Here is a 17,815-nt window from a genome sequence, read left to right as displayed (position 1 = left end):
GTGTCCATGTCGCTGCTCAAGTCGCTCAAAGGCCAGATTCTTGCACTGTCGTCGGCCTGCCTGGTGCTGGCGCTGCTGGTGCTGACCGTGGCCAATTTCCTGGTGGCGCGCAGCCAGGCGCGGGACAGCCTTATCGAAGAGAGCCTGGCTACCGCCAAGAGCCACGTGGAAACCATCGAGGAGTGGGGGCGTGGCAAGGCATTGATCGTCGCGGCCTCCGTCACTGCCTTCGACGAGCCCGAACCGGTCAAGACACTGGCCTTGCTGCGCGACGCGGGCAAGTTCTCCACCTTCTACTTCGGCTTTGCCGACAAGAAATACGTCTTTTCGGAAACGCGCAACCTCCCGGCCGACTATGACCCGACCGCCCGGCCCTGGTACAAGCAGGCCGCTGCGGCTGGCGGCCCGGTCATCACGCCGCCGTACATCTCCGCATCCGACGGCAAGCTGGTCGTCACCTTCGCGTCGCCCGTGGGGGCGGGGTCGGCCCTCAAGGGGGTGGCTGCGGGCGATGTGTCCATGGAGTCCGTCGTGGCCACCGTGGCATCGGTGCGGCCCACGCCCCAGAGCTTCGGCTTCATGGCGTCGAGCGACGGCAAGATCATTGCCCACCCTGATGCAGCGCTCACACTCAAGCCCCTGAGCGACCTGGCGCCCGCCCTCACGTCCGACAAGCTGCAGGCCGCCGCCAAAAGCCGGGAGCTGCTGGGCATCGACATCGGCGGGCGCCAGCGGCTGCTCACCGTGGTGCCCATTGCGGGCACGAGCTGGATGCTGGTGGTGGCGCTCGATGAAAGCGAAGCCATGGCCCCCATCCGCGCCATGCTGACCACGTCCGTCGTGTCGAGCATCGTGGTGTTGGCCATTGCGGTCGCGCTGCTGGCAGCGGTGCTGACGCAGCGCCTGCGCCGCCTGACGCAGGTGCGCGATGCCATGCACGAGGTGGGCGAGGGCGACGGTGACCTGTCGCGCCGCATCGACACCCACGGCGAGGACGAGCTGGCGCAGATTGCGTCGAGCTACAACAACTTTGCCGGCAAGCTCTCGGGCGTGCTGGGCCAGATCCGCGAGGCCAGCGGGTCGGTGCGCGTGGCGGCCGAAGAGATCGCCACCGGCAACCAGGACCTGAGCGGGCGCACCGAACTCACCGCGTCCAGCCTGCAGGAGACCTCGGCGTCGATGCAGCAGCTCACCGAGACCGTACGGCAGAACGCCGATGCCGCCCGCCAGGCCAACCAGCTCGTCGCCCAGGCATCCAGCGTGGCCCAGCATGGCGGTGCGGTGGTGGGCAACGTGGTGACCACCATGGACAAGATCAACGCGGCCTCGCGCAAGATCAACGACATCATCGGCGTGATCGACGGCATCGCCTTCCAGACCAACATCCTCGCGCTGAATGCGGCCGTGGAGGCCGCGCGTGCGGGCGAGCAGGGCCGGGGCTTTGCCGTGGTGGCGGGCGAGGTGCGAAGCCTGGCGCAGCGCAGTGCGGAGGCCGCACGCGAGATCAAGACGCTGATCAACACGTCGGTCGAGCAGGTCGAAAATGGCTCGCGGCTGGTGCACGACGCCGGCACCACCATGACCGACATCGTGACCTCGGTGCAGCGCGTCACGGACATCATGGCCGAGATCACTGCGTCGACCAACGAGCAGAGCACCAGCATCGGCGAGGTCGGCCAGGCCGTGGCGCACCTGGACCAGATGACGCAGCAGAACGCCGCCCTGGTGGAGCAGAGCGCCGCCGCCGCGCAAAGCCTCAAGGACCAGTCGGTGCGGCTGTCCGAAGTGGTGGGCACCTTCCGGCTGTCCACCGATTCGGCGCACGCAGCGCCGCGCCTGGCGCCTCCGGGCGGCTGACGGCTGCTGAGGGCTGCTGCAGTCCACGGCTGGCTGCGGACCGCGCCGTCGGCGTTTTGCTGCGTTCGTGCTGCGGTGCACTGGGCACCGTGATAATTCGACCATGGATGGCTGTCGTGTGAATCGTGGTGTCGTGGGCTGTGCTGGTCGCCGCGGGTGTACGGCGGCTGCACCGGCCAGGGGCTGGGCGTGACCTTGACCTTCGACGCTGCGATGCAGGCCTTCGCGCCTGCGCTCCCCGTGGCCGTGGGCCTGAGCGGCGGTGCCGATTCCACGGCCTTGCTGCTGGCGTGCGCGCGGCGCTGGCCGGGCCAGGTCCGCGCCGTCCATGTCCACCACGGGCTGCAGGCAGCGGCCGACGGTTTCGAGCACCACTGCGTGGCCCTGTGCCAGGACCTGAACGTGCCGCTGGCCATCCGCCGCCTGGATGCGCGGCCCGCGCCCGGCCAAAGCCCCGAAGACGCTGCCCGGCAGGCCAGGTACAAGGCTTTGGATGCGGTAGCGCTGGATACACAAGCGCCAGCAGCTATTAAATCAATAGCACTGGCGCAGCATGCGGACGACCAAGTCGAGACCGTCCTGCTGGCCCTGTCGCGCGGCGCCGGTGTGGCAGGGCTGGCGGCCATGCCTGCGCAATGGGAGCGGTCGGGCCTGCAGTGGCACCGCCCGCTGCTGCAGGTGTCCGCGGCCGATGTCCGCCGCTGGCTGCGCGCCCAGGGCCGCACTTGGGTGGAAGACCCCACCAACACCGACGAGCGCTTTACCCGCAACCGCATCCGCGCCCAGCTTCTTCCCGCACTCGAGGCCGCCTTCCCCGCGTTTCGCGACACCTTCGCGCGGTCTGCATCGAACGCAGCGCAGGCCGCAGAGCTGCTGGACGAGCTGGCACTCGAAGATGCGCAACGGGTGGGCACGCCGCCCTCGATCCAGCTGTTGCAGGGCCTGGGTCGGGCGCGCCAGGCCAACGTGCTGCGGCACTGGTTGCGCACCGTCCACCAGACCACGCCCGCCGCGGCGCAGCTCCACGAGCTGCTGGGCCAGGTCGCGGCCTGCACCACACGGGGCCACCGCATCCACATCAAGGTAGGGCGAGGCTTCGTGGTGCGAAACGGTGCCCACCTCGATTGGTGCAGTCCCCAGGTGTTGGTCCGCTGATCTGTCCAAACCAACGGCATTTGATCGTTCACCACACGGCCGCACCTCGATGGGCTCTGCTGCGCAACCACGTGGGCGTTGCCGCCGAGATGTTCGGCGTGCTGAGGGCAGCACGCATCATTATCCAGATGATCTCCCCCTCCAACATCACGAGGCCTCGGTCGTGATCGACGAGAAATACGTGGAGCTGGCAGTGCGCAGCCTGCACGAGGCATTCGCGCAGCCTCAGCACGCCGCCTGATCCGCCGGAACCGCCTCCAAAATGAGGCATAATAGTGGGATTGGAAACGTGACCGAGTGGCCGAAGGTGCTCCCCTGCTAAGGGAGTATGGGGTGTAGAGCCTCATCGAGGGTTCGAATCCCTCCGTTTCCGCCAGCAGTTTTTTGTAAGTCTATGATTTGCAAAGCAAAAAGCCACCGCAAGGTGGCTTTTTTGTTTCTGAGCCATGTTTCTAACCACAATTGATGCTGCGCTTTGGTGAGACGAAGTGAGTCAGAATTCGATCATGAATTTGACTTGGAACCTTTGACGCGTGATGGCTACTTCTGGCAGATGTGACGCGAGGACCTCGCAGCAGTGGGCGTGGGAATTTTTGCGGCGCAATCCCATATACCGTGACGCCTATCAGAAGCTGTCTGCGCTTCCTCCCGAACATAGGTTACACATTTCGATGTGCACGGGAGGAGCCAGTGAAGAGCAGCCCGTAGTCGAAGCCATCGTCCGTCAGCTTGACGTTCAATTTTTCGATCTGTCGAGAAGGCTAGGCTTTCACGCCGAGCAGCAGTCGGTTGGTGACTACATGGACCAATCGCAGAGACTGCGTGAAGAGATGGGTGAAGACGACCTCTCGCTAACTGTTGCAAAGAAATTCAGGTTGGAAACGTACTCGCTGTCCAAGTGGTACGACCCGGGCATAGAGGTCGCAGGTAGCGACATGGCCGGGATGTGGAAACATGATATTCCCATGCAATTTGGTCTTTTCCATGTGCCTGCAACTGATCGGTTTCAGTCAATTGACGAGCTGGGTGAGGAAATCGGGTGGCTTGGCTATCCACCTTTGCCCGCGCGTACCCACTCTTTTAAGAGAATTGACAAGCGGCTGCGGAAATCGCCTGTGGAGACGACGGTAGGAATGACCGAAGTTTTCCGTGGTGCGGACAGTCGGTCGTTTGTGCGTGACCGTACTACGCCAGACACTCTCACGGCCGCCCAGGTCAGCGCCGTTATTGACTTGACATTACCTATCGACTTTCAGCTCGAAAGTCTCAGAGCGGTACTAGAGAACCATCAACGAACACTTGTGGATAGCGGCTTCGTCCAAAGCCCACCAAAGCACGTCGATAGGTTTGGTGCTTTCGCCGAGTACTTGGAAATTCTCGACCTGCTGGATGCAGGCTTGACCCATCTAGAAATTGCAAGAAAAGTGGATGGGGTGTCTACGGTAAGTGACTGGCGCCGTGACTCCAAGGCCAACAAACTTGTCAAAGTCGAACGGGTGGTGGGGCGATCGAAGCGAGCCGCGCCTATCAATGAGTTGACACAAGCAGTGCGCAAAAAAATTGAGCGTGCGATCAGCCTACGGGACCACGGCTATCGCGGACTCGCATTCAACGTGTAGCTGCGTACACAACCGCAACAACTGCTATTGCGGGCAGAGCGTTCGGAAGCGCCCGGCCTCTTTGGCATCATCTCGCATCGCAGGGAGGAACGCCCGCTTCCCCAATGTGACGCTCGAAGGTACCGTTTCGCGTCACTTATTTCTGGTCGTTCTTTCAAGAAACTTCGTCCTGTCGGTGGCCACTGGCATCTCGCAACTACTCAGGACAAATCATGAAGATCAGAACGACGCACTTGCAACAGCTTTTCTCCCCGCACGAAGTTGTGCGAGCTGAGGCAACTCGCTGTGCCAGCGAACTGCTTGCAACCTCGCTGCCCTTGGGTGGCAAAGAACCAGTCATCGCTACTGCAGACAAAAAGCAAATGCGCGAAGACCGCAAGCTGGCGGCCTTCGTTCGTGAGCTCGCGGTCATCAAGGCGCAGTGCGATGCAGGGATGGAGCCTTCGATCAGCATTGCGGCTACTTGTTTTATCAGCAAGCGCTCTCATGCGACTGTTTACCGCGATATTCAAAAGCGTGTCTTGCCGGCTCCGATGAAAGTTGGGCGTAGCAGCATGTTGCCTTTTTCCGTTGTGAAAGCATATGCTGCAGGGGCATTGGTAGGGGATGTAGCATGAGCCGCGATTCTCACCGTCCAAACAAGAAAAAAGAGCTGAGCAAGCTTGCGCAATCCCTGATTGCGATCTCAGCACTCAGTCCTGGTCTCACGATGGTTGTCGGGCAGTACAGTGCTGTGACGCTCTACGTTCACGCCGTCATGGTCCAGGCCCTTGCAAAACAATCCGCCGACCTTCCAATTCCCATGCCGGATTGCGAGTCAGTGATCTGCTTCTTTAGGAACACTCCGCGCAAGCTGGAACAACTACGTGGCATCCACAATATGCTGGGTATTTCAGCACTGGCCACCGACAACTTCAAGCTTGCGTACCGTGAGGCATCGAGGGAGTTGGACTGGACAAGTCCTGCCGCCATCGCAACACTTTCTCTGGGGCGTGAGGAGCGCGAGGCTAGCTGCATCGTGCTGCAGCAACCCGCAGGCGCAGCCCCTGACATTGAGGGTCTGCTTCACTTGCGGCGGGCAGCAGAAGCTATTGGCGCATACCTAATTCTGTTGTGCCCTGATCTGATCTATGACGCCAATAGCTCAAGTATTCCAAATGAGCTTTTCGTGGTCGCACCGTGCCCACCCAATCCAGGTTTCGATGAAGCTTTTGTTTTCTCTTGCCCTGAGCTGGCAAGCCCTTTAAATCAGGCGAGCGGCAAGGTGCTCTGCTGTGTGCGGCTGACTGATGACGGTCTCGAAACCGAGATCACCCCCTACGTCGCTGATGACCTGAAGACGCGCTTGATGGCGATCCTCAAGGCTGACGAATGGAGCTTGGAAGAGATCGGCAAGCTTGTTGGGCTCAATAAGTCCAATGTGAGTCGCAAGCTCCGCATGGTGTTTGGGGCTGTGCCGGACGGATGGGATGGTGCGATGCTGGCCGAATGGCTGGAGGCCTGTGATCTCGATCCCATCGACGAAGAAGACTCTAGCGCGGGCGATTCAGATGACGAGGATGGCGACGACGATGAGCATCAACCGGACGACTGGGAGGCGGACGACGACGCGGGCGATGATCTGGATGATCTTGACCACGCAAAACCCGTTGCGCCAGCCAGCCGCAACGAGCGCAACACGCGCAACAACGACATTGTGATTCCGCGCAAACAGCGGTAGCCGTGATGACCACGCACGGGGTCTCTGAGTGCAAATGAGCTCCCGTGCAGATGCTGTATTGGTGTTGGTTCCGGTGACTCTAACAAGAGTGTGATTGAGCTATGTGATGTGTGTGATGAATGTGACCAGTACCAGCTATACCGACGAATAGCAGTACCAGCACCACTCGCCACCAGCAGCTAGCCACTCCACATCAGCGCCACCACAACACGCGGAGCGCGCAGCCCGGTTTCGCGCATCAGCAGACGGCTTCTTGCTGCACCGGCCACTGACTGCAACCACTGGCTTCACCAGCCATCTGCACTCAGAGCCAAAAAACAAAACTGTAAATAACTTGTGCATCAGCCGCATGGTGCACAGCGCCTGATTGCACTCACACGAAGCAGCATGCCTACGGCGGCGAGTTCATGACCGTGCTCGTATAGCGCCAACCCCATGCGGCAGATGCAGTCGATATGCCCGAGAGCTATCAGCTCCATCCATCAAGTGTTGAAAGCAGTGATATGAAAATCCGTCCCGTTGCTCTGCAACCTACTCCCCAACCGCCCGTCGTCGATGGTCTGGCCTTTATCCTGGCCTGGCACTTGGATCGCCTCGATCAAGATACCGTTCTCAAAAAGCTGCGCAGCAGCATCAACAAGCTGATCGAATCTGGGACGTGCGAGCGTGCCTACCTGGGCAAGTCCCGGTATCGTGAGAACTTCAACATCCTGCTTGGCGGCGGCAGCAAAGCACTGGTTCAGATCGGTGCAGTTGACTCCGTGCGCCAGAAGGGCGGCATTCGCGTTGAGTGCAACCCCGCCAAGTTTGCCGATAGTGACGCCCGGCAAATCCATCACGTCATGCGCGGCCTGATCGGTCGTCACGAGTACAACGAGTTGATGCGTCGCCCGCTGTTGAACGTCGTTCACTTTGCAGTGGACATTTACCATGCTGCCCTAACCCGCATGCTGGTTCGCTACGACAACGCCCAGCGCATGAGCATGATGGCAAAGCGCGTTGGCAAAGGCGGCGTCATTGAGGGCTACAACTTTGGCAGCGTCAGAAGTGACTACGAGACAACTGCCTACAACAAGCAGCAAGAGCTTGTTCATGCCGCGATCTTGGCGATTGCGCAGTCTGGTTCGTCGGGCTTCAATGATGACCCACTGAAAGCCAACAAGATCAAACAGCTAAAACGAGTTCTCGGCGGTCCTGAGATCGCCCGCGTTGAAGTGCGCGGTAAGAAGATGCGCGGCCTGCCGCTGTGGAAGCTCTCGCATCAGACCAACCGCTTTGCCCGTTTCCACTTTGCCGATCTGTCCGCCAGTGGGACCGAACTTGATCCCCTGACAGAGAAATCGTTTCTTGCTATGTCCCGCCAGGACGGCGTCAAAGCCGCGTTGGAGGCATTCAAGCACACCGAGCACGCGCGCAAGGTCCACGCCTTCTGGCGCAGCCACCAGGCCGCTTGGTGGAAACCGGAAGAGCTGTGGCAGCAAGCATGCGATGCGCTGCGCGACACCCGGATGTTCCCGCCAGAAGCGTTCGAGCCGCCGGACAGTCACTCGGAGCAGCCGCAGCAAAAGCGCTGCCGTTTGCGTTGAGCCGCCAATCGGCTGGATCGCGTTTTGAGCGCTTTCCGTCCACCAGTGCCAGCCAACCAGAAAAGTGCGCTTGCTGGCCGTTCTGGTGGTTGCAAACGGCATGCCGAATATCAGAATTTGGTTCGCCAGCAGCAGTTCTTTTGGCCAAAGTCCAGCAGCGTCCAGTGCGGCGGAACGCATGCTTCGGTTACATGGCGTCTGTTACCAGTGGATAAAACCTCTTTGGCGTCGCCCATCTCGCAGCGGCACCCCTGTGCACTTTGACAGCCTTCATCGCATAGCTTAAAATGTGTACACACTGATTCACAAATAAGGAGTTCGGCCATGGAAGCCACAAAGGTAGGAATCCGCGAGTTCCGAGCAGACTTAGCCGAGTACATCGCGGCCAGCAGCCCTGTTGCTGTGACTCGCCACGGTCAGACAGTCGGCTACTTCATTCCCGTACACGGTCAAGCCGAGGCGGACTTGGTGGCTCTGAAGAAAGCCAGTCAGTCACTCGATAAGCTCTTGTCTGCGCAGGGTGTGGATGTAGAGGACATAGTTGCCGACTTCAAGAAAGCCCGCAAGAAGAGCGCTCCTGCCACCAGTGCCAAGGCCAAATGAGCAGCGCGGCCATCGTTCTGGATGCCAACATCCTGATTCGCGCGGTGCTGGGCAAACGAGTCCGAGAACTGATTCAGGCGCACGCTGCCACCGTTAAGTTCTTCGCCCCCGATGTGGCGTATGCAGATGCACGGAAATACTTGCCTGCGCTGCTCACAAAACGAGGGGTTGATCCCATCCCCGCCATGCTGGTGCTCGATGCACTTGAGCGCATCGTCCACCCCATGGACATGGAAGTTTACGGTGGGCTCCAACAGCAAGCACTGCGCAGGATTGAGATGCGGGATGCTGACGACTGGCCGGTGCTTGCGTGCGCGATGGTGCTTGACTGCCCTGTTTGGACTGAAGATGCAGATTTCTTCGGCACTGGCGTAGCAACCTGGACTACAGACCGGATCGCGCTTTTCCTGGGGAGGTGATGGATGGGCTGCTACGTTAACCGAGCGCAAGACGGACACCTTGAATCGCGCCCAAAGGAGTTGCGCAAATGAAAACTCGACTTGTTGATGGCGTTGAAGTGCATCGTGGTTCTGGCAATGTGTTTGCCGACCTCGGCCTGGCTGACGCCGAAAAGCTGAAGATCAAAACTGGGCTTATCATCGAGATCAGAAAGGCCATGCGCAGCCGGGGTCTGACACAGCAAGAGGCAGCGAAGCTGATGGGCATCACGCAGCCCAAGGTCTCCAACATGATGCGCGGCGACTTCAATAATCTGTCCGAGCGGAAGTTGATGGACTGCCTCACCCGGCTTGGCTATGACATTGAGATCAAGGTTCGGCCTGCCAAGTCGGAAGTCGGGCATCTGATGCTTGCTCATGCTTGAGGGCTGATGTGTCCAAACCTGTCTCAGTTATGGCCGATCCAGTAAAAATGGGCGCTCGCGTCCGAGTGAACGGAGTGCTTGCCGCCGTGCAGCCTCCATCTCAGGCCGATGTGGTCGAACTTCGGCGCGTCGCAAACAACCTAGACCGGCTGCTTGTTACGCATGCGGTGGATGTAGATGGCCTGATTAATGAATTCGAGCTGGCTCGCAACCTTGTGCAGCAATCGAAGGGGTAATCGTATGCCGCCAACAGGCTGGTCAGAGTCATTCGCCCATGGCCACCTGAACGTTAGCTGCAGCGGTCACCTGTCATTCGATGCAGGCCGGCTGCGACCGCTTGAGCCTCGAGACCCGAGACCCGAGACCCGAGACCGGGGACTCGCCGGCCGGCGCGTGCCGCCGGGCTGAGAATGACCGGTCGCGGCCCGGGTGAATTTGAACTTCCGCCCCTGAATCGTCTTTCGCAGGGTCGACTGAGGTTGCCTGCAAGCAGCCTCTCAGCTATCGCCAGCCCCCTGGCAGACCGTATCCGAGTGCGAGAATATGCGCAAAAAGGGAGATTCGCCATGGCCCAGCAACAGTATCCGGTCGAGGTCCAATCGGACTTCTTGGAAAAGATCACTCGCGCGAAGCCAGTGCAGGCCTTGGCTGAACTTATTTGGAATGGCCTGGACGCGGATGCCGCCCGAGTTTCTATCTCGTTTGGGCACAACGAGATGGAAACCCTCTCGGAAGTCATCATTCGAGACGATGGCAACGGAATTCCCAGGGCAAGGGCGCCAGAGTTTTTTCGGCGCCTCGGCGGGTCATGGAAGAAGCCGGGAGGCTCCACCGAAACCGGAAGGTTCTTACACGGCCAAGAGGGGCGCGGGCGGTTCAAGGCGTTCGCCATTGGAACCCGCGCTGAATGGGCTGTCACATACAAGCGTGACGAGAAGCTTTGGAAGTATTCGATCACGATGTCAGCCAACGACATTCGCCATGTGAATATCTCCGATGAGGTTGAAGTCTCAAAGCCTACTGATACTGGTGTCACCCTGACGATTTCCGATCCCCACAAAGATTTTCGCTCGTTTGTGAGCGACGCCGGCATTCACGTATTGGCCGAAGTCTTCGCCCTTTATTTGGCCGACTATCCCGATGTCAATGTGACCATTGGTGGCAAGCGCATTGATCCGGCCCAAATGATCGCCAGCCGGAAGGCCATCAACTTGGCCGACATCGAAGCCGGTGGAAAGACACATCCCGTCCGGCTCGAGATCGTTGAGTGGAAAGGGCTGTCCAACCGAGCTCTGTTTCTCTGCAACGAGAAGCGCTTCCCGCTGGTGCAGGTTGATCGTCGATTTCACATCGGCGACTTCCAGTTCACGGCCTATCTCGAATCCTCCTATCTGACGGTCGCGCAGAAGGAGGGGACGGTTGACCTGGCGGAGATGCAGACGCCCGTCGTGGCGGCCATCGACGAGGCCCAGAAGACGATCAAGGACTACTTCCGGCAGCGCTCAGCCATGGAGGCGCGCAGCTACGTCGAGGAGTGGAAGACGGAGAAGGTGTATCCCTTCGACGGCGATCCGGCCACGCGCGTCGAAGAAGTCGAGCGGCAAGTGTTCGAGATCGTCGCGGTCAGTGTCGCCAAGAATCTGCCCGAGTTCGGCAGCTCCGCCCCGCAGAACAAGTCCTTCCAGCTTCGGATGCTGCGGCAGGCGATTGAGAAGAGCCCCGAGGAGCTGCAGGTCATCTTGAACGAGGTGCTGCGGCTGCCTAAGCGCCAGCAAGAGGAGCTCGCAGGGCTACTGCGCGACGTGTCGCTGTCGTCGATCATCAGCTCCGCCAAGATCGTGGCGGATCGCTTGAAGTTCCTGACCGGCATTGAGGCGGTGCTGTTCGATCCCGAGCCCAAGAAGCGGCTCAAAGAGCGCAGCCAGTTGCATCGCATCGTCGCCCAGAACTGCTGGATGTTCGGCGAGGACTTCATGCTGTCGGTCGATGATCAATCGCTGACCGAGGTTCTGCGCTCGCACAAGAAAATTCTCGGGGAGGACATCGTCATCGACGCCCCGGTCAAGCATGTCTCGCAGGAGCGCGGAATCGTGGACTTGATGCTGTCCCGCTCCACCAGGCGGCACAACTCCGATTCGATCACCCACTTGGTGGTCGAGTTGAAGGCTCCGAAGGTCAAAGTTAACACCGAAGAGATTTCGCAGATCGAGGGCTATGCCGCCTCGGTCATGGATGACCAGAGGTTTCGCAACGTCAATGTGTCGTGGGTGTTTTGGGTAATCAGCGACGATGTCGGCCCGCACGCGAGGTTCCGCATGACCGACGAGTCGGGCTTGATCCACAAGAAGGACAACGTCTGCATCTTCGTGAAGACCTGGGGCCAGGTGTTGGCGGAGAACAGAAGCCGCATGAAGTTCTTCCAAGAGCGGCTTGAATACCAAGCTGACAAAGGCGCCTCCCTCAAGCACTTGCAGGAGCACTACGCCAAATACTTGGAAGGCGTCTTTGATCCCGAGCCTGCCCCAGCCAGCGGAGACGTAGTCGCGGCGGCAAAGTGAGCGCCTCGCTTGCCTGAGATCGCGCAACGGGAGGGGCGGATTTGCCGACAGGTACAGGCTGAAGGTGGAAATTCACCAATGACAGCTATGCGGTGCTCCAGCGCTGGTCAAGGCGTACAAGGAGTGCACCCCGAATTGGGCTACCGTCGAAGCGCTGTAGGCGCCCGCCTGACCCAAGTTGCTGCTGCCACATGAGGCGCAAGGCTAACAAGCAGCCGGTGGCGTGCCTCCACACGCACTCGCCAAGCAAAACGCATATGCGATAGAGCAGAGCACTAGTGCCCAGATAAATCCAAAGAACCAGAGCTCGGAAACGAGCCAAGCGACTTTGACAGCCTGCGCGACGAGCCAGTTCATCTGGAGCGCGCCGTCGGTCTTCTGTCCTACCCTGAACGCTGGGTCCGCTCTCTTCTGTGCTCGAAAGAGTGCGTCGTCGATGGGTTGATGATTCGTAGTGCACCGGTCCTTCACAGCCTCGTATTCCAGCCGCAGGGAGTCCACCTCCTGCAAAGTCACCGCGCCACCCGACTCCATCACCTTCAACGTCTGTGCGACCTTAAGCTGGTAGTTAGTGAGCAACTCTGCATTCTTGAATAGTTCCGCAGCTCGGACTCCGTACCCTGCCCCCCACTCAAGCAGGCTAATCACAAGGAGTAGCACCCCGATACCCATTGCGACCACGGACAAGTAGTCGTCCAAGGACGTGCCCCCCTTCGCGTAGACCTTCTGGCTAAAGGCAACGGCAATACTGAGCGCTGAGAGCAATGCAAGGCTGCTCGTAGAAACCCACTCTCTGCGCTTCAGGCGTCGCGAAGCGTTGTAGCGCGCGCCCGCGGTTCGCCAGGCCTTGGTGCGAAGGTCATACAAGAAACTCTTCATAGGGATGAATCAATGAGATTGGGTGGGCGGAAGGCGCTGGGAAATCAGTCAGATCCACTTCCCGGGCAACGGCGTGTTGCGTCGTTCTCGAGAAGGTTCCACAACCCCTGAAGATTGCGTCCTGCTTGCGCCGATGAGAGCACGGCCGCCCGCGGAGATTTCCTCCACGGGGTATCGCTTCCGCGATAGACGTCTTCCGCCCGATCGAATACTAGCGCACCTAGCCATACAGCACACCTTCGTCCGCGTGCATCGTTGCCAGCGCTTTCTTCCGGTATTTCTCGAAGCGCTCAACGATCTGCGCGTCCGTCAACAGCTCGTCGTCCGAAACGCGCCCACGTGCAACCAGGAACGTCAGCATTTCCGCTGGCGACTCGATAAGGTCGTAGTTGTTGATGTACCCGCCTAACGGCTTGTACTTGATCTCGTGGAAGGCCCGCTTGAGTTGCTTGAGATCTGCAGGCGGCTTTCCACCAAATTCCGGCAGCCGGGAGAACATGCCTGCGATCGCGCCATCGAGCTTGTGAAGCAAGGTGAGATCGTTGATCTGGCTGAAGTACGCAATCCAGCCATATCGCCGCTTCTCGGAAATCGCGCCGGAAATGCGCTCATTCAACTCCAGCAAGAAGATCGAGTTCAACCGTTCCTCGTTCAAGTACTTGAACTTCTCAAGCCGCTTCGCCTTGTTGTGGGCGTAGTCGCTGAACTTCGCAGCGATGGTCTGGAGGAACTTCTCGACAGTCGAAGATCGAACGGAGATGGTCGGTATACAGAACGTGTAGCCGAGGTACCCAAAAGGCTTGGCCAGCGGTTCGATGTGCGTCTTTCCAGAGGCTACCGAATGAAGCTTCAATCCTCGATGCGCCAAGCGCTTCTTGAGCGACGCGAAGGCCTTTCGGACAGGTTCCTCACTTCCGTACATGAGCACGTCATCAACGTAGCGGTAGTAAGTCACGCCGGCATTCTTCATGGCGTCATCCACGTCCTGCATGAAGATCGACGCCAAGATGTTCGATATTGCCAAGCCTTGGGGCACGCCCTTCGATACATAGTCCTTGTGACGTGCTCGGCCGGTGTTTTTCGGGACCGTAGGTGTGGCAATTGCGTGGCCCACCAACTTGTTCACTGCCTCACATGAGACGCGCTTTCTAAGCAGCCATAACAGTCGGGGCTGTCGGATGTCGTCGTAAAAGGTCTGAATGTCGGTGCTACAGATCCATGTCGTGTCCTTGGGTAGCGACTGAAGCCCTTGCGAGAGTTCCCGCACGTAGGTACTCGCTACGTTCTTCGGAACCCGCTCCGGGAACTTGGCCGCCAAAAACTTGTTGAGTTGATGCAGTACCACACGATCACGGACCGTCGGGATGCCGATCAAGCGCGGCTTTTTGTCTCGGGACTTCGGCCGAAGTACCTCAAGGTATGGGCTGAATCGAAAGCGCCCGGAAATAATCTTCTCCGAGACCACGGCGAACTCCGCCTTTGAGCGCGCAGAAAACTGGAACCCATTTAAGCGGTCTATCCCCTTGCCGGTCGTCGTAGCAAACCTCTCACGGAAGACTGCTTCAAGCGCTTCGGCTGAGAACAACAACTTGAAAAGCAAGTCGTCATCAAGCGGTGGTGGAACCATTCCAATTAGCGGCCCCTTGATCAGCTCCATCTTTCTTACCCTCCCTAGGTCTTTGCTGGAGGGTACATGGTTTGAAGCGCGGGTAGGCCGGCATAGCGGCCACGCCGATTCGTCACAACGGCTGGAACGGGTTCTAGGGGCAGGTCAATCTGAAAGACTGCTTCCGGGCGTCGAGCTGCGCGGATAGAAAGACCGCATCCGCTGCGGAGCCGACCTTGACTGGATTGAGTAGCTTCGAGCAGGCTGAAGCCGATTCGGTTTCGTAGTCGCATCTGCAAGCAGCGGTAAACCTCTGCCAGTTCTACGCATTCGGCCCAAATTGCAGGTGCTGAAGGGTGCTCCAATCAGCACCCGTTTCTTGCTCTCGCCACTCTCTGTGAATCACATGTTTTCTGGGCCAGGCCGCTTGCGCCTAGCCGCTGCGCTGCTCTTGTCTCTGGCCGGTGCCGCTCTTCCAAATCCTTCCTGGGCACGATTTCCCCAACTCGACAGTGCAGCGCTGCTCACGCCCGAGCCGGCGAGCTTTGCGCAGTGCCCGCAGTTCTTTGCCAATAGCACACCTCCAACCATCACGCCGCGCCCTCAGCTTCGGGAGCTTTGCTACGAGGCCTTTGCGGTGCTGCACAGCGGCGCTACCCGGACGCCGGTCTATGTGGCGCAGCGTCTGAATCGGCAGATACTGAAAGATGCCAACGAGAAGCGAGCGAAGCGCTTGTTTGCGGATGCGCGACTTCCACGGGGTGAGCGTGCGGAACTAGAGGACTACAAGAACTCTGGGTACAGCCGAGGACATATGGCGCCTGCGGGGGATATGTCCACGCCTACAGCCATGGCCCAAAGCTTCAGCCTCGCGAACATGGTTCCGCAGAATGCGCGGCACAACGGGGGTGCATGGAACAAGATCGAGCAGGACACGCGGCACTATGTGCAGCGGGCCAAGGGAAATGTTTTCGTGATCACGGGGCCGGTGTTCACGGACGCTGGGCCTCGCATCGGAACCAACGGAGTGAAGGTGCCCACGTATCTGTACAAGCTGGTCTATGACGCCACCACCCAGAAAGCCTGGGCGCATTGGCAAGAAAACCGGGAGGGAGAGACGGTGGGTCGGCCGATTAGCTACCAGGAGCTGGTCAAGCGCACGGGGGTCGAATTCTTGCCAAGAATCTCACTGCAACACTGAATCGTTGCAAGGCCAGCGTCAGGGCTGGCTTTGCCTATCGACTATCAAAGGGGCACGCGTCAGAATCCAACTCTCATAGCAAGCTCGGAATTTTTCTGCGAGCCACAGGACGGATGTATTTGGCGAGTGTCACGTCTGACTTGTGTCCTGTCTGCTCACGTATCTGCCACGGCTGCAATCCCTTTTCCGCTGCGCTTGTACAGTACCCAGCTCTCAAGCTATGGCCACTGACTTTCTTCGAGTCACCGCCTACGCGCTCTACCGAAGCCTTCACAACCAGCGCCACCGATTGCGCTGACAAACCATGCCGTGCAACGCGGTCATGACGGCTGACGGCACGAAACACAAACCCCTCATTGATTCCCGAAACTTCTAGCCAATGCGCCAAGGCACGCACCGGGCAACGCTCGCCGTTGGCATGGGGGATGAACGCCGTGCGCCCGTTCTTGTCTTGGTCGGTCTTGCTGGAGGGGAGAAAAATCTCCACTCCATTGGCCAGGTAGGTCAGGTGCTCAACTCTCACCGCTACCAACTCGGAACGGCGCATGGCACTGGCAAAGCCCACCAACAACAAGGCTCGATCACGCGCGGCCTTGATGGGCATTTTCTGCCGGTCAATCATCACCAATGCCGCAAGCAGATCATCTTTGACCATGGGCTGCACTTGCCGCTGCTTGGTGCCCAGTGTCCGGCGGATGCCTTGCATCACGCGCTTCACCGTCTCGCTTCGGGCCGGGGATTCCAGATTTTTTTCGAGGTGAGCCTTATGGATGGCGGTCACCCGTCGCTCCAAGGTCGCCACCGACAATTTTTCTGCGCACCGGGCCAGGTATTCGGCCAGAACGGCTGGGCTGGCTGGAACACTCCCGCCGTTGGCGAAAAAATGCTTCAGATCAGAGCCATACGCGCGCTTGGTAGCCGCCGACTGGCTTGCCGCTATGAACTGCTCGGTCGCGGCCGAAAAACCGCTCAAAACGCCCTCTAACGGCGTTGGCTGCTTGCGGTTGGATGTGTTGGTGCTGCGAGCAGACAAAGCTGCGCCAGCGCCCTCCTGCGGAGTGCGAATTTTCTTCATGGTGAGTCCTATGGACGGGTTGGAAAAACAATAAAAAACGGCCCGCGAATGGGGCCGTTTTGGTGGTCATCTGGCAGTCGATAACTGTGTCTTCTCACTACCTGATATTCGAGAAAAAATTCCTCGACTGTTTGGATGCTGGGCGGATGGCTTGCACAACCCTGAGGTTTGGCGAAAAAGTCGGAAGTTGCGAACTCAAGACAACGGAGAGCGATCACCAGCACCTCACTATTGCAGTGAGTTTGTTAGATTTTCTCAGGTTGTTAGCCACGGGGTAAGAATAGGAGAATTCTCCAAAATTTGGGTTATCTGACACACATCGATAGGCCAACTTGACGACCAGAAATGATTGCTGCAATGAATCCTGCCGGTCAGTGGCGCGATTCACGGTGGCAGTTGAACGACAGCGAAAGGCTGGTTACGGGCTCTCGCTCAGTCTTTACGAATGCGTACTATCGGCCAGTAGCCGCAGTTCAATCGTCAGCCTTCGTGAGGCACGTCACACCTACACGATGGGATTCTCAGGACTCCTGCGGTGTACATCTATGTCAAAGCTCCTTGGGGACGCGATCTTGCCGACTCGATTCTTTAACACCCGCTGCGGATAGGGCCATTAGTCTACTTGCGAGTGGCAATACGAAGTTGATGTCCTGCCATTTCAGCGCGAGACCCCAGGGGTTCTGTGCAAATCCGTTGCCCGATAACCGGCAGTTGGGCTTTTCACATTTCAGTATCACCTACTGTAACTCTGCCTGTGGTCTTGTATGCTGCCTTGTGTCAAATTCTCGACTGGCTTCAATAACCTCTCTGACAGTTTCTACCGTACTTCGGTGACTAGGTCCATTTAGAAACACGTAGTGAACTTTGATCGCAAGGATCGAAATATCGGAAGCGCGCGCCCAAGCGTCAACGGCTGCTTATGGCTGATATTACTCATTCGACAGGAAGTTCGGAGGACAGCAAACGCTGCTTTTCAGCCCCTGAGGGCTGGTGCAGCCAATACGTTCCAAAGCAAGCACTTATGCGGGGATTCAAAGGCGCCAAAGCTGAGTGTGTCGATTTCCAAGCAAACCTGACCCACCGTGGGGGTGCTTCTGGATGGAACTCAACACTTCACAATCTTGTGGCGTGAC

At 58.8% G+C, this 17,815-nt stretch carries 15 protein-coding genes, 1 tRNA gene and 1 pseudogene; 14 read left to right on the top strand and 3 right to left on the bottom strand.

The genetic code is table 11. The features are described 5' to 3' along the window. Nucleotides 1-6: 6 nt before the first annotated feature. The 13 genes and pseudogenes from ACSQ3D_RS15280 to ACSQ3D_RS15220 all read left to right on the top strand — a co-directional run bounded on the left by ACSQ3D_RS15280 (nucleotide 7) and on the right by ACSQ3D_RS15220 (nucleotide 11,921). Nucleotides 7-1,857, top strand: coding sequence for a methyl-accepting chemotaxis protein (locus ACSQ3D_RS15280; protein ID WP_056418801.1), 1,851 nt, complete (start codon nucleotides 7-9; stop codon nucleotides 1,855-1,857). A 189-nt stretch (nucleotides 1,858-2,046) separates the two neighbouring features. After that, on the top strand, nucleotides 2,047-3,012 hold the full coding sequence (tilS, locus tag ACSQ3D_RS15275; RefSeq protein ID WP_436127482.1) for a tRNA lysidine(34) synthetase TilS: 966 nt from the start codon (nucleotides 2,047-2,049) through the stop codon (nucleotides 3,010-3,012). A 59-nt stretch (nucleotides 3,013-3,071) separates the two neighbouring features. Beyond that, nucleotides 3,072-3,253: pseudogene (locus tag ACSQ3D_RS15270) on the top strand (ACT domain-containing protein); the annotation flags it as partial. Between the two features lie 42 nt (nucleotides 3,254-3,295). Continuing rightward, nucleotides 3,296-3,388, top strand: a tRNA-Ser gene (locus ACSQ3D_RS15265). Between the two features lie 160 nt (nucleotides 3,389-3,548). Beyond that, complete coding sequence (locus ACSQ3D_RS15260) at nucleotides 3,549-4,631, top strand: transcriptional regulator domain-containing protein (protein ID WP_436127627.1); 1,083 nt, start codon at nucleotides 3,549-3,551, stop codon at nucleotides 4,629-4,631. A 212-nt stretch (nucleotides 4,632-4,843) separates the two neighbouring features. Further along, a complete protein-coding gene (locus ACSQ3D_RS15255) occupies nucleotides 4,844-5,248 on the top strand; it encodes a hypothetical protein (RefSeq protein ID WP_436127481.1) in 405 nt (134 codons plus the stop codon). After that, nucleotides 5,245-6,351 (top strand): hypothetical protein, encoded by a 1,107-nt coding sequence (locus tag ACSQ3D_RS15250; protein WP_436127480.1) that lies wholly within the window; start codon nucleotides 5,245-5,247, stop codon nucleotides 6,349-6,351. Before ACSQ3D_RS15255 ends, ACSQ3D_RS15250 begins: the two co-directional genes overlap by 4 nt. 503 nt (nucleotides 6,352-6,854) lie before the next feature. Beyond that, the gene (locus ACSQ3D_RS15245) at nucleotides 6,855-7,937 is read left to right on the top strand and encodes a hypothetical protein (protein ID WP_436127479.1); all 1,083 of its coding nucleotides are present in this window, start codon (nucleotides 6,855-6,857) and stop codon (nucleotides 7,935-7,937) included. Between the two features lie 324 nt (nucleotides 7,938-8,261). Beyond that, entirely contained in the window at nucleotides 8,262-8,540 is a 279-nt protein-coding gene (locus ACSQ3D_RS15240; RefSeq protein ID WP_436127478.1) for a type II toxin-antitoxin system Phd/YefM family antitoxin, read from the top strand. Next, nucleotides 8,537-8,959, top strand: a complete 423-nt coding sequence (locus ACSQ3D_RS15235; protein ID WP_436127477.1) for a PIN domain-containing protein — start codon at nucleotides 8,537-8,539, stop codon at nucleotides 8,957-8,959. The genes ACSQ3D_RS15240 and ACSQ3D_RS15235 overlap by 4 nt, the downstream gene beginning before the upstream one ends. Nucleotides 8,960-9,027: 68 nt before the next feature. Beyond that, nucleotides 9,028-9,363, top strand: coding sequence for a helix-turn-helix domain-containing protein (locus tag ACSQ3D_RS15230; RefSeq protein WP_436127476.1), 336 nt, complete (start codon nucleotides 9,028-9,030; stop codon nucleotides 9,361-9,363). Nucleotides 9,364-9,371: 8 nt separating this feature from the next. After that, nucleotides 9,372-9,599, top strand: a complete 228-nt coding sequence (locus ACSQ3D_RS15225; protein WP_436127475.1) for a hypothetical protein — start codon at nucleotides 9,372-9,374, stop codon at nucleotides 9,597-9,599. A gap of 330 nt (nucleotides 9,600-9,929) precedes the next feature. Continuing rightward, nucleotides 9,930-11,921 (top strand): ATP-binding protein, encoded by a 1,992-nt coding sequence (locus ACSQ3D_RS15220; RefSeq protein WP_436127474.1) that lies wholly within the window; start codon nucleotides 9,930-9,932, stop codon nucleotides 11,919-11,921. Between the two features lie 204 nt (nucleotides 11,922-12,125). Here the strand turns inward: ACSQ3D_RS15220 and ACSQ3D_RS15215 are convergent, their stop codons facing one another. Together ACSQ3D_RS15215 and ACSQ3D_RS15210 are read right to left on the bottom strand one after the other, a co-directional pair. Next, the gene (locus tag ACSQ3D_RS15215) at nucleotides 12,126-12,800 is read right to left on the bottom strand and encodes an SLATT domain-containing protein (protein WP_436127473.1); all 675 of its coding nucleotides are present in this window, start codon (nucleotides 12,798-12,800) and stop codon (nucleotides 12,126-12,128) included. 220 nt (nucleotides 12,801-13,020) lie between these two features. After that, entirely contained in the window at nucleotides 13,021-14,457 is a 1,437-nt protein-coding gene (locus ACSQ3D_RS15210; protein ID WP_436127472.1) for a reverse transcriptase domain-containing protein, read from the bottom strand. 355 nt (nucleotides 14,458-14,812) lie between these two features. Between ACSQ3D_RS15210 and ACSQ3D_RS15205 the strand changes: the two genes are divergently transcribed. Continuing rightward, complete coding sequence (locus ACSQ3D_RS15205; RefSeq protein ID WP_436127626.1) at nucleotides 14,813-15,607, top strand: DNA/RNA non-specific endonuclease; 795 nt, start codon at nucleotides 14,813-14,815, stop codon at nucleotides 15,605-15,607. 73 nt (nucleotides 15,608-15,680) lie between these two features. Here the strand turns inward: ACSQ3D_RS15205 and ACSQ3D_RS15200 are convergent, their stop codons facing one another. Next, complete coding sequence (locus tag ACSQ3D_RS15200) at nucleotides 15,681-16,682, bottom strand: site-specific integrase (protein ID WP_436127471.1); 1,002 nt, start codon at nucleotides 16,680-16,682, stop codon at nucleotides 15,681-15,683. Nucleotides 16,683-17,815 lie beyond the last annotated feature (1,133 nt).

Source organism: Acidovorax sp. LjRoot117, assembly GCF_964252695.1.
Lineage (GTDB): Bacteria > Pseudomonadota > Gammaproteobacteria > Burkholderiales > Burkholderiaceae_C > Acidovorax.
The sequence above is the reverse complement of the archived record's forward strand: the minus strand, read 5'-3'. Positions and strand labels throughout refer to the sequence as shown.

Bases quoted from the DNA above. Each gene is read 5' to 3' on its own strand.
- ACSQ3D_RS15210 (WP_436127472.1), bottom strand. From the start codon at position 14,457: ATGGAGCTGATCAAGGGGCCGCTAATTGGAATGGTTCCACCACCGCTT.
- ACSQ3D_RS15215 (WP_436127473.1), bottom strand. From the start codon at position 12,800: ATGAAGAGTTTCTTGTATGACCTTCGCACCAAGGCCTGGCGAACCGCG.
- ACSQ3D_RS15240 (WP_436127478.1), top strand. From the start codon at position 8,262: ATGGAAGCCACAAAGGTAGGAATCCGCGAGTTCCGAGCAGACTTAGCC.
- ACSQ3D_RS15200 (WP_436127471.1), bottom strand. From the start codon at position 16,682: ATGAAGAAAATTCGCACTCCGCAGGAGGGCGCTGGCGCAGCTTTGTCT.
- ACSQ3D_RS15255 (WP_436127481.1), top strand. From the start codon at position 4,844: ATGAAGATCAGAACGACGCACTTGCAACAGCTTTTCTCCCCGCACGAA.
- ACSQ3D_RS15205 (WP_436127626.1), top strand. From the start codon at position 14,813: ATGTTTTCTGGGCCAGGCCGCTTGCGCCTAGCCGCTGCGCTGCTCTTG.
- ACSQ3D_RS15250 (WP_436127480.1), top strand. From the start codon at position 5,245: ATGAGCCGCGATTCTCACCGTCCAAACAAGAAAAAAGAGCTGAGCAAG.
- ACSQ3D_RS15230 (WP_436127476.1), top strand. From the start codon at position 9,028: ATGAAAACTCGACTTGTTGATGGCGTTGAAGTGCATCGTGGTTCTGGC.
- ACSQ3D_RS15220 (WP_436127474.1), top strand. From the start codon at position 9,930: ATGGCCCAGCAACAGTATCCGGTCGAGGTCCAATCGGACTTCTTGGAA.
- ACSQ3D_RS15245 (WP_436127479.1), top strand. From the start codon at position 6,855: ATGAAAATCCGTCCCGTTGCTCTGCAACCTACTCCCCAACCGCCCGTC.
- ACSQ3D_RS15280 (WP_056418801.1), top strand. From the start codon at position 7: ATGTCGCTGCTCAAGTCGCTCAAAGGCCAGATTCTTGCACTGTCGTCG.
- ACSQ3D_RS15260 (WP_436127627.1), top strand. From the start codon at position 3,549: ATGGCTACTTCTGGCAGATGTGACGCGAGGACCTCGCAGCAGTGGGCG.
- ACSQ3D_RS15235 (WP_436127477.1), top strand. From the start codon at position 8,537: ATGAGCAGCGCGGCCATCGTTCTGGATGCCAACATCCTGATTCGCGCG.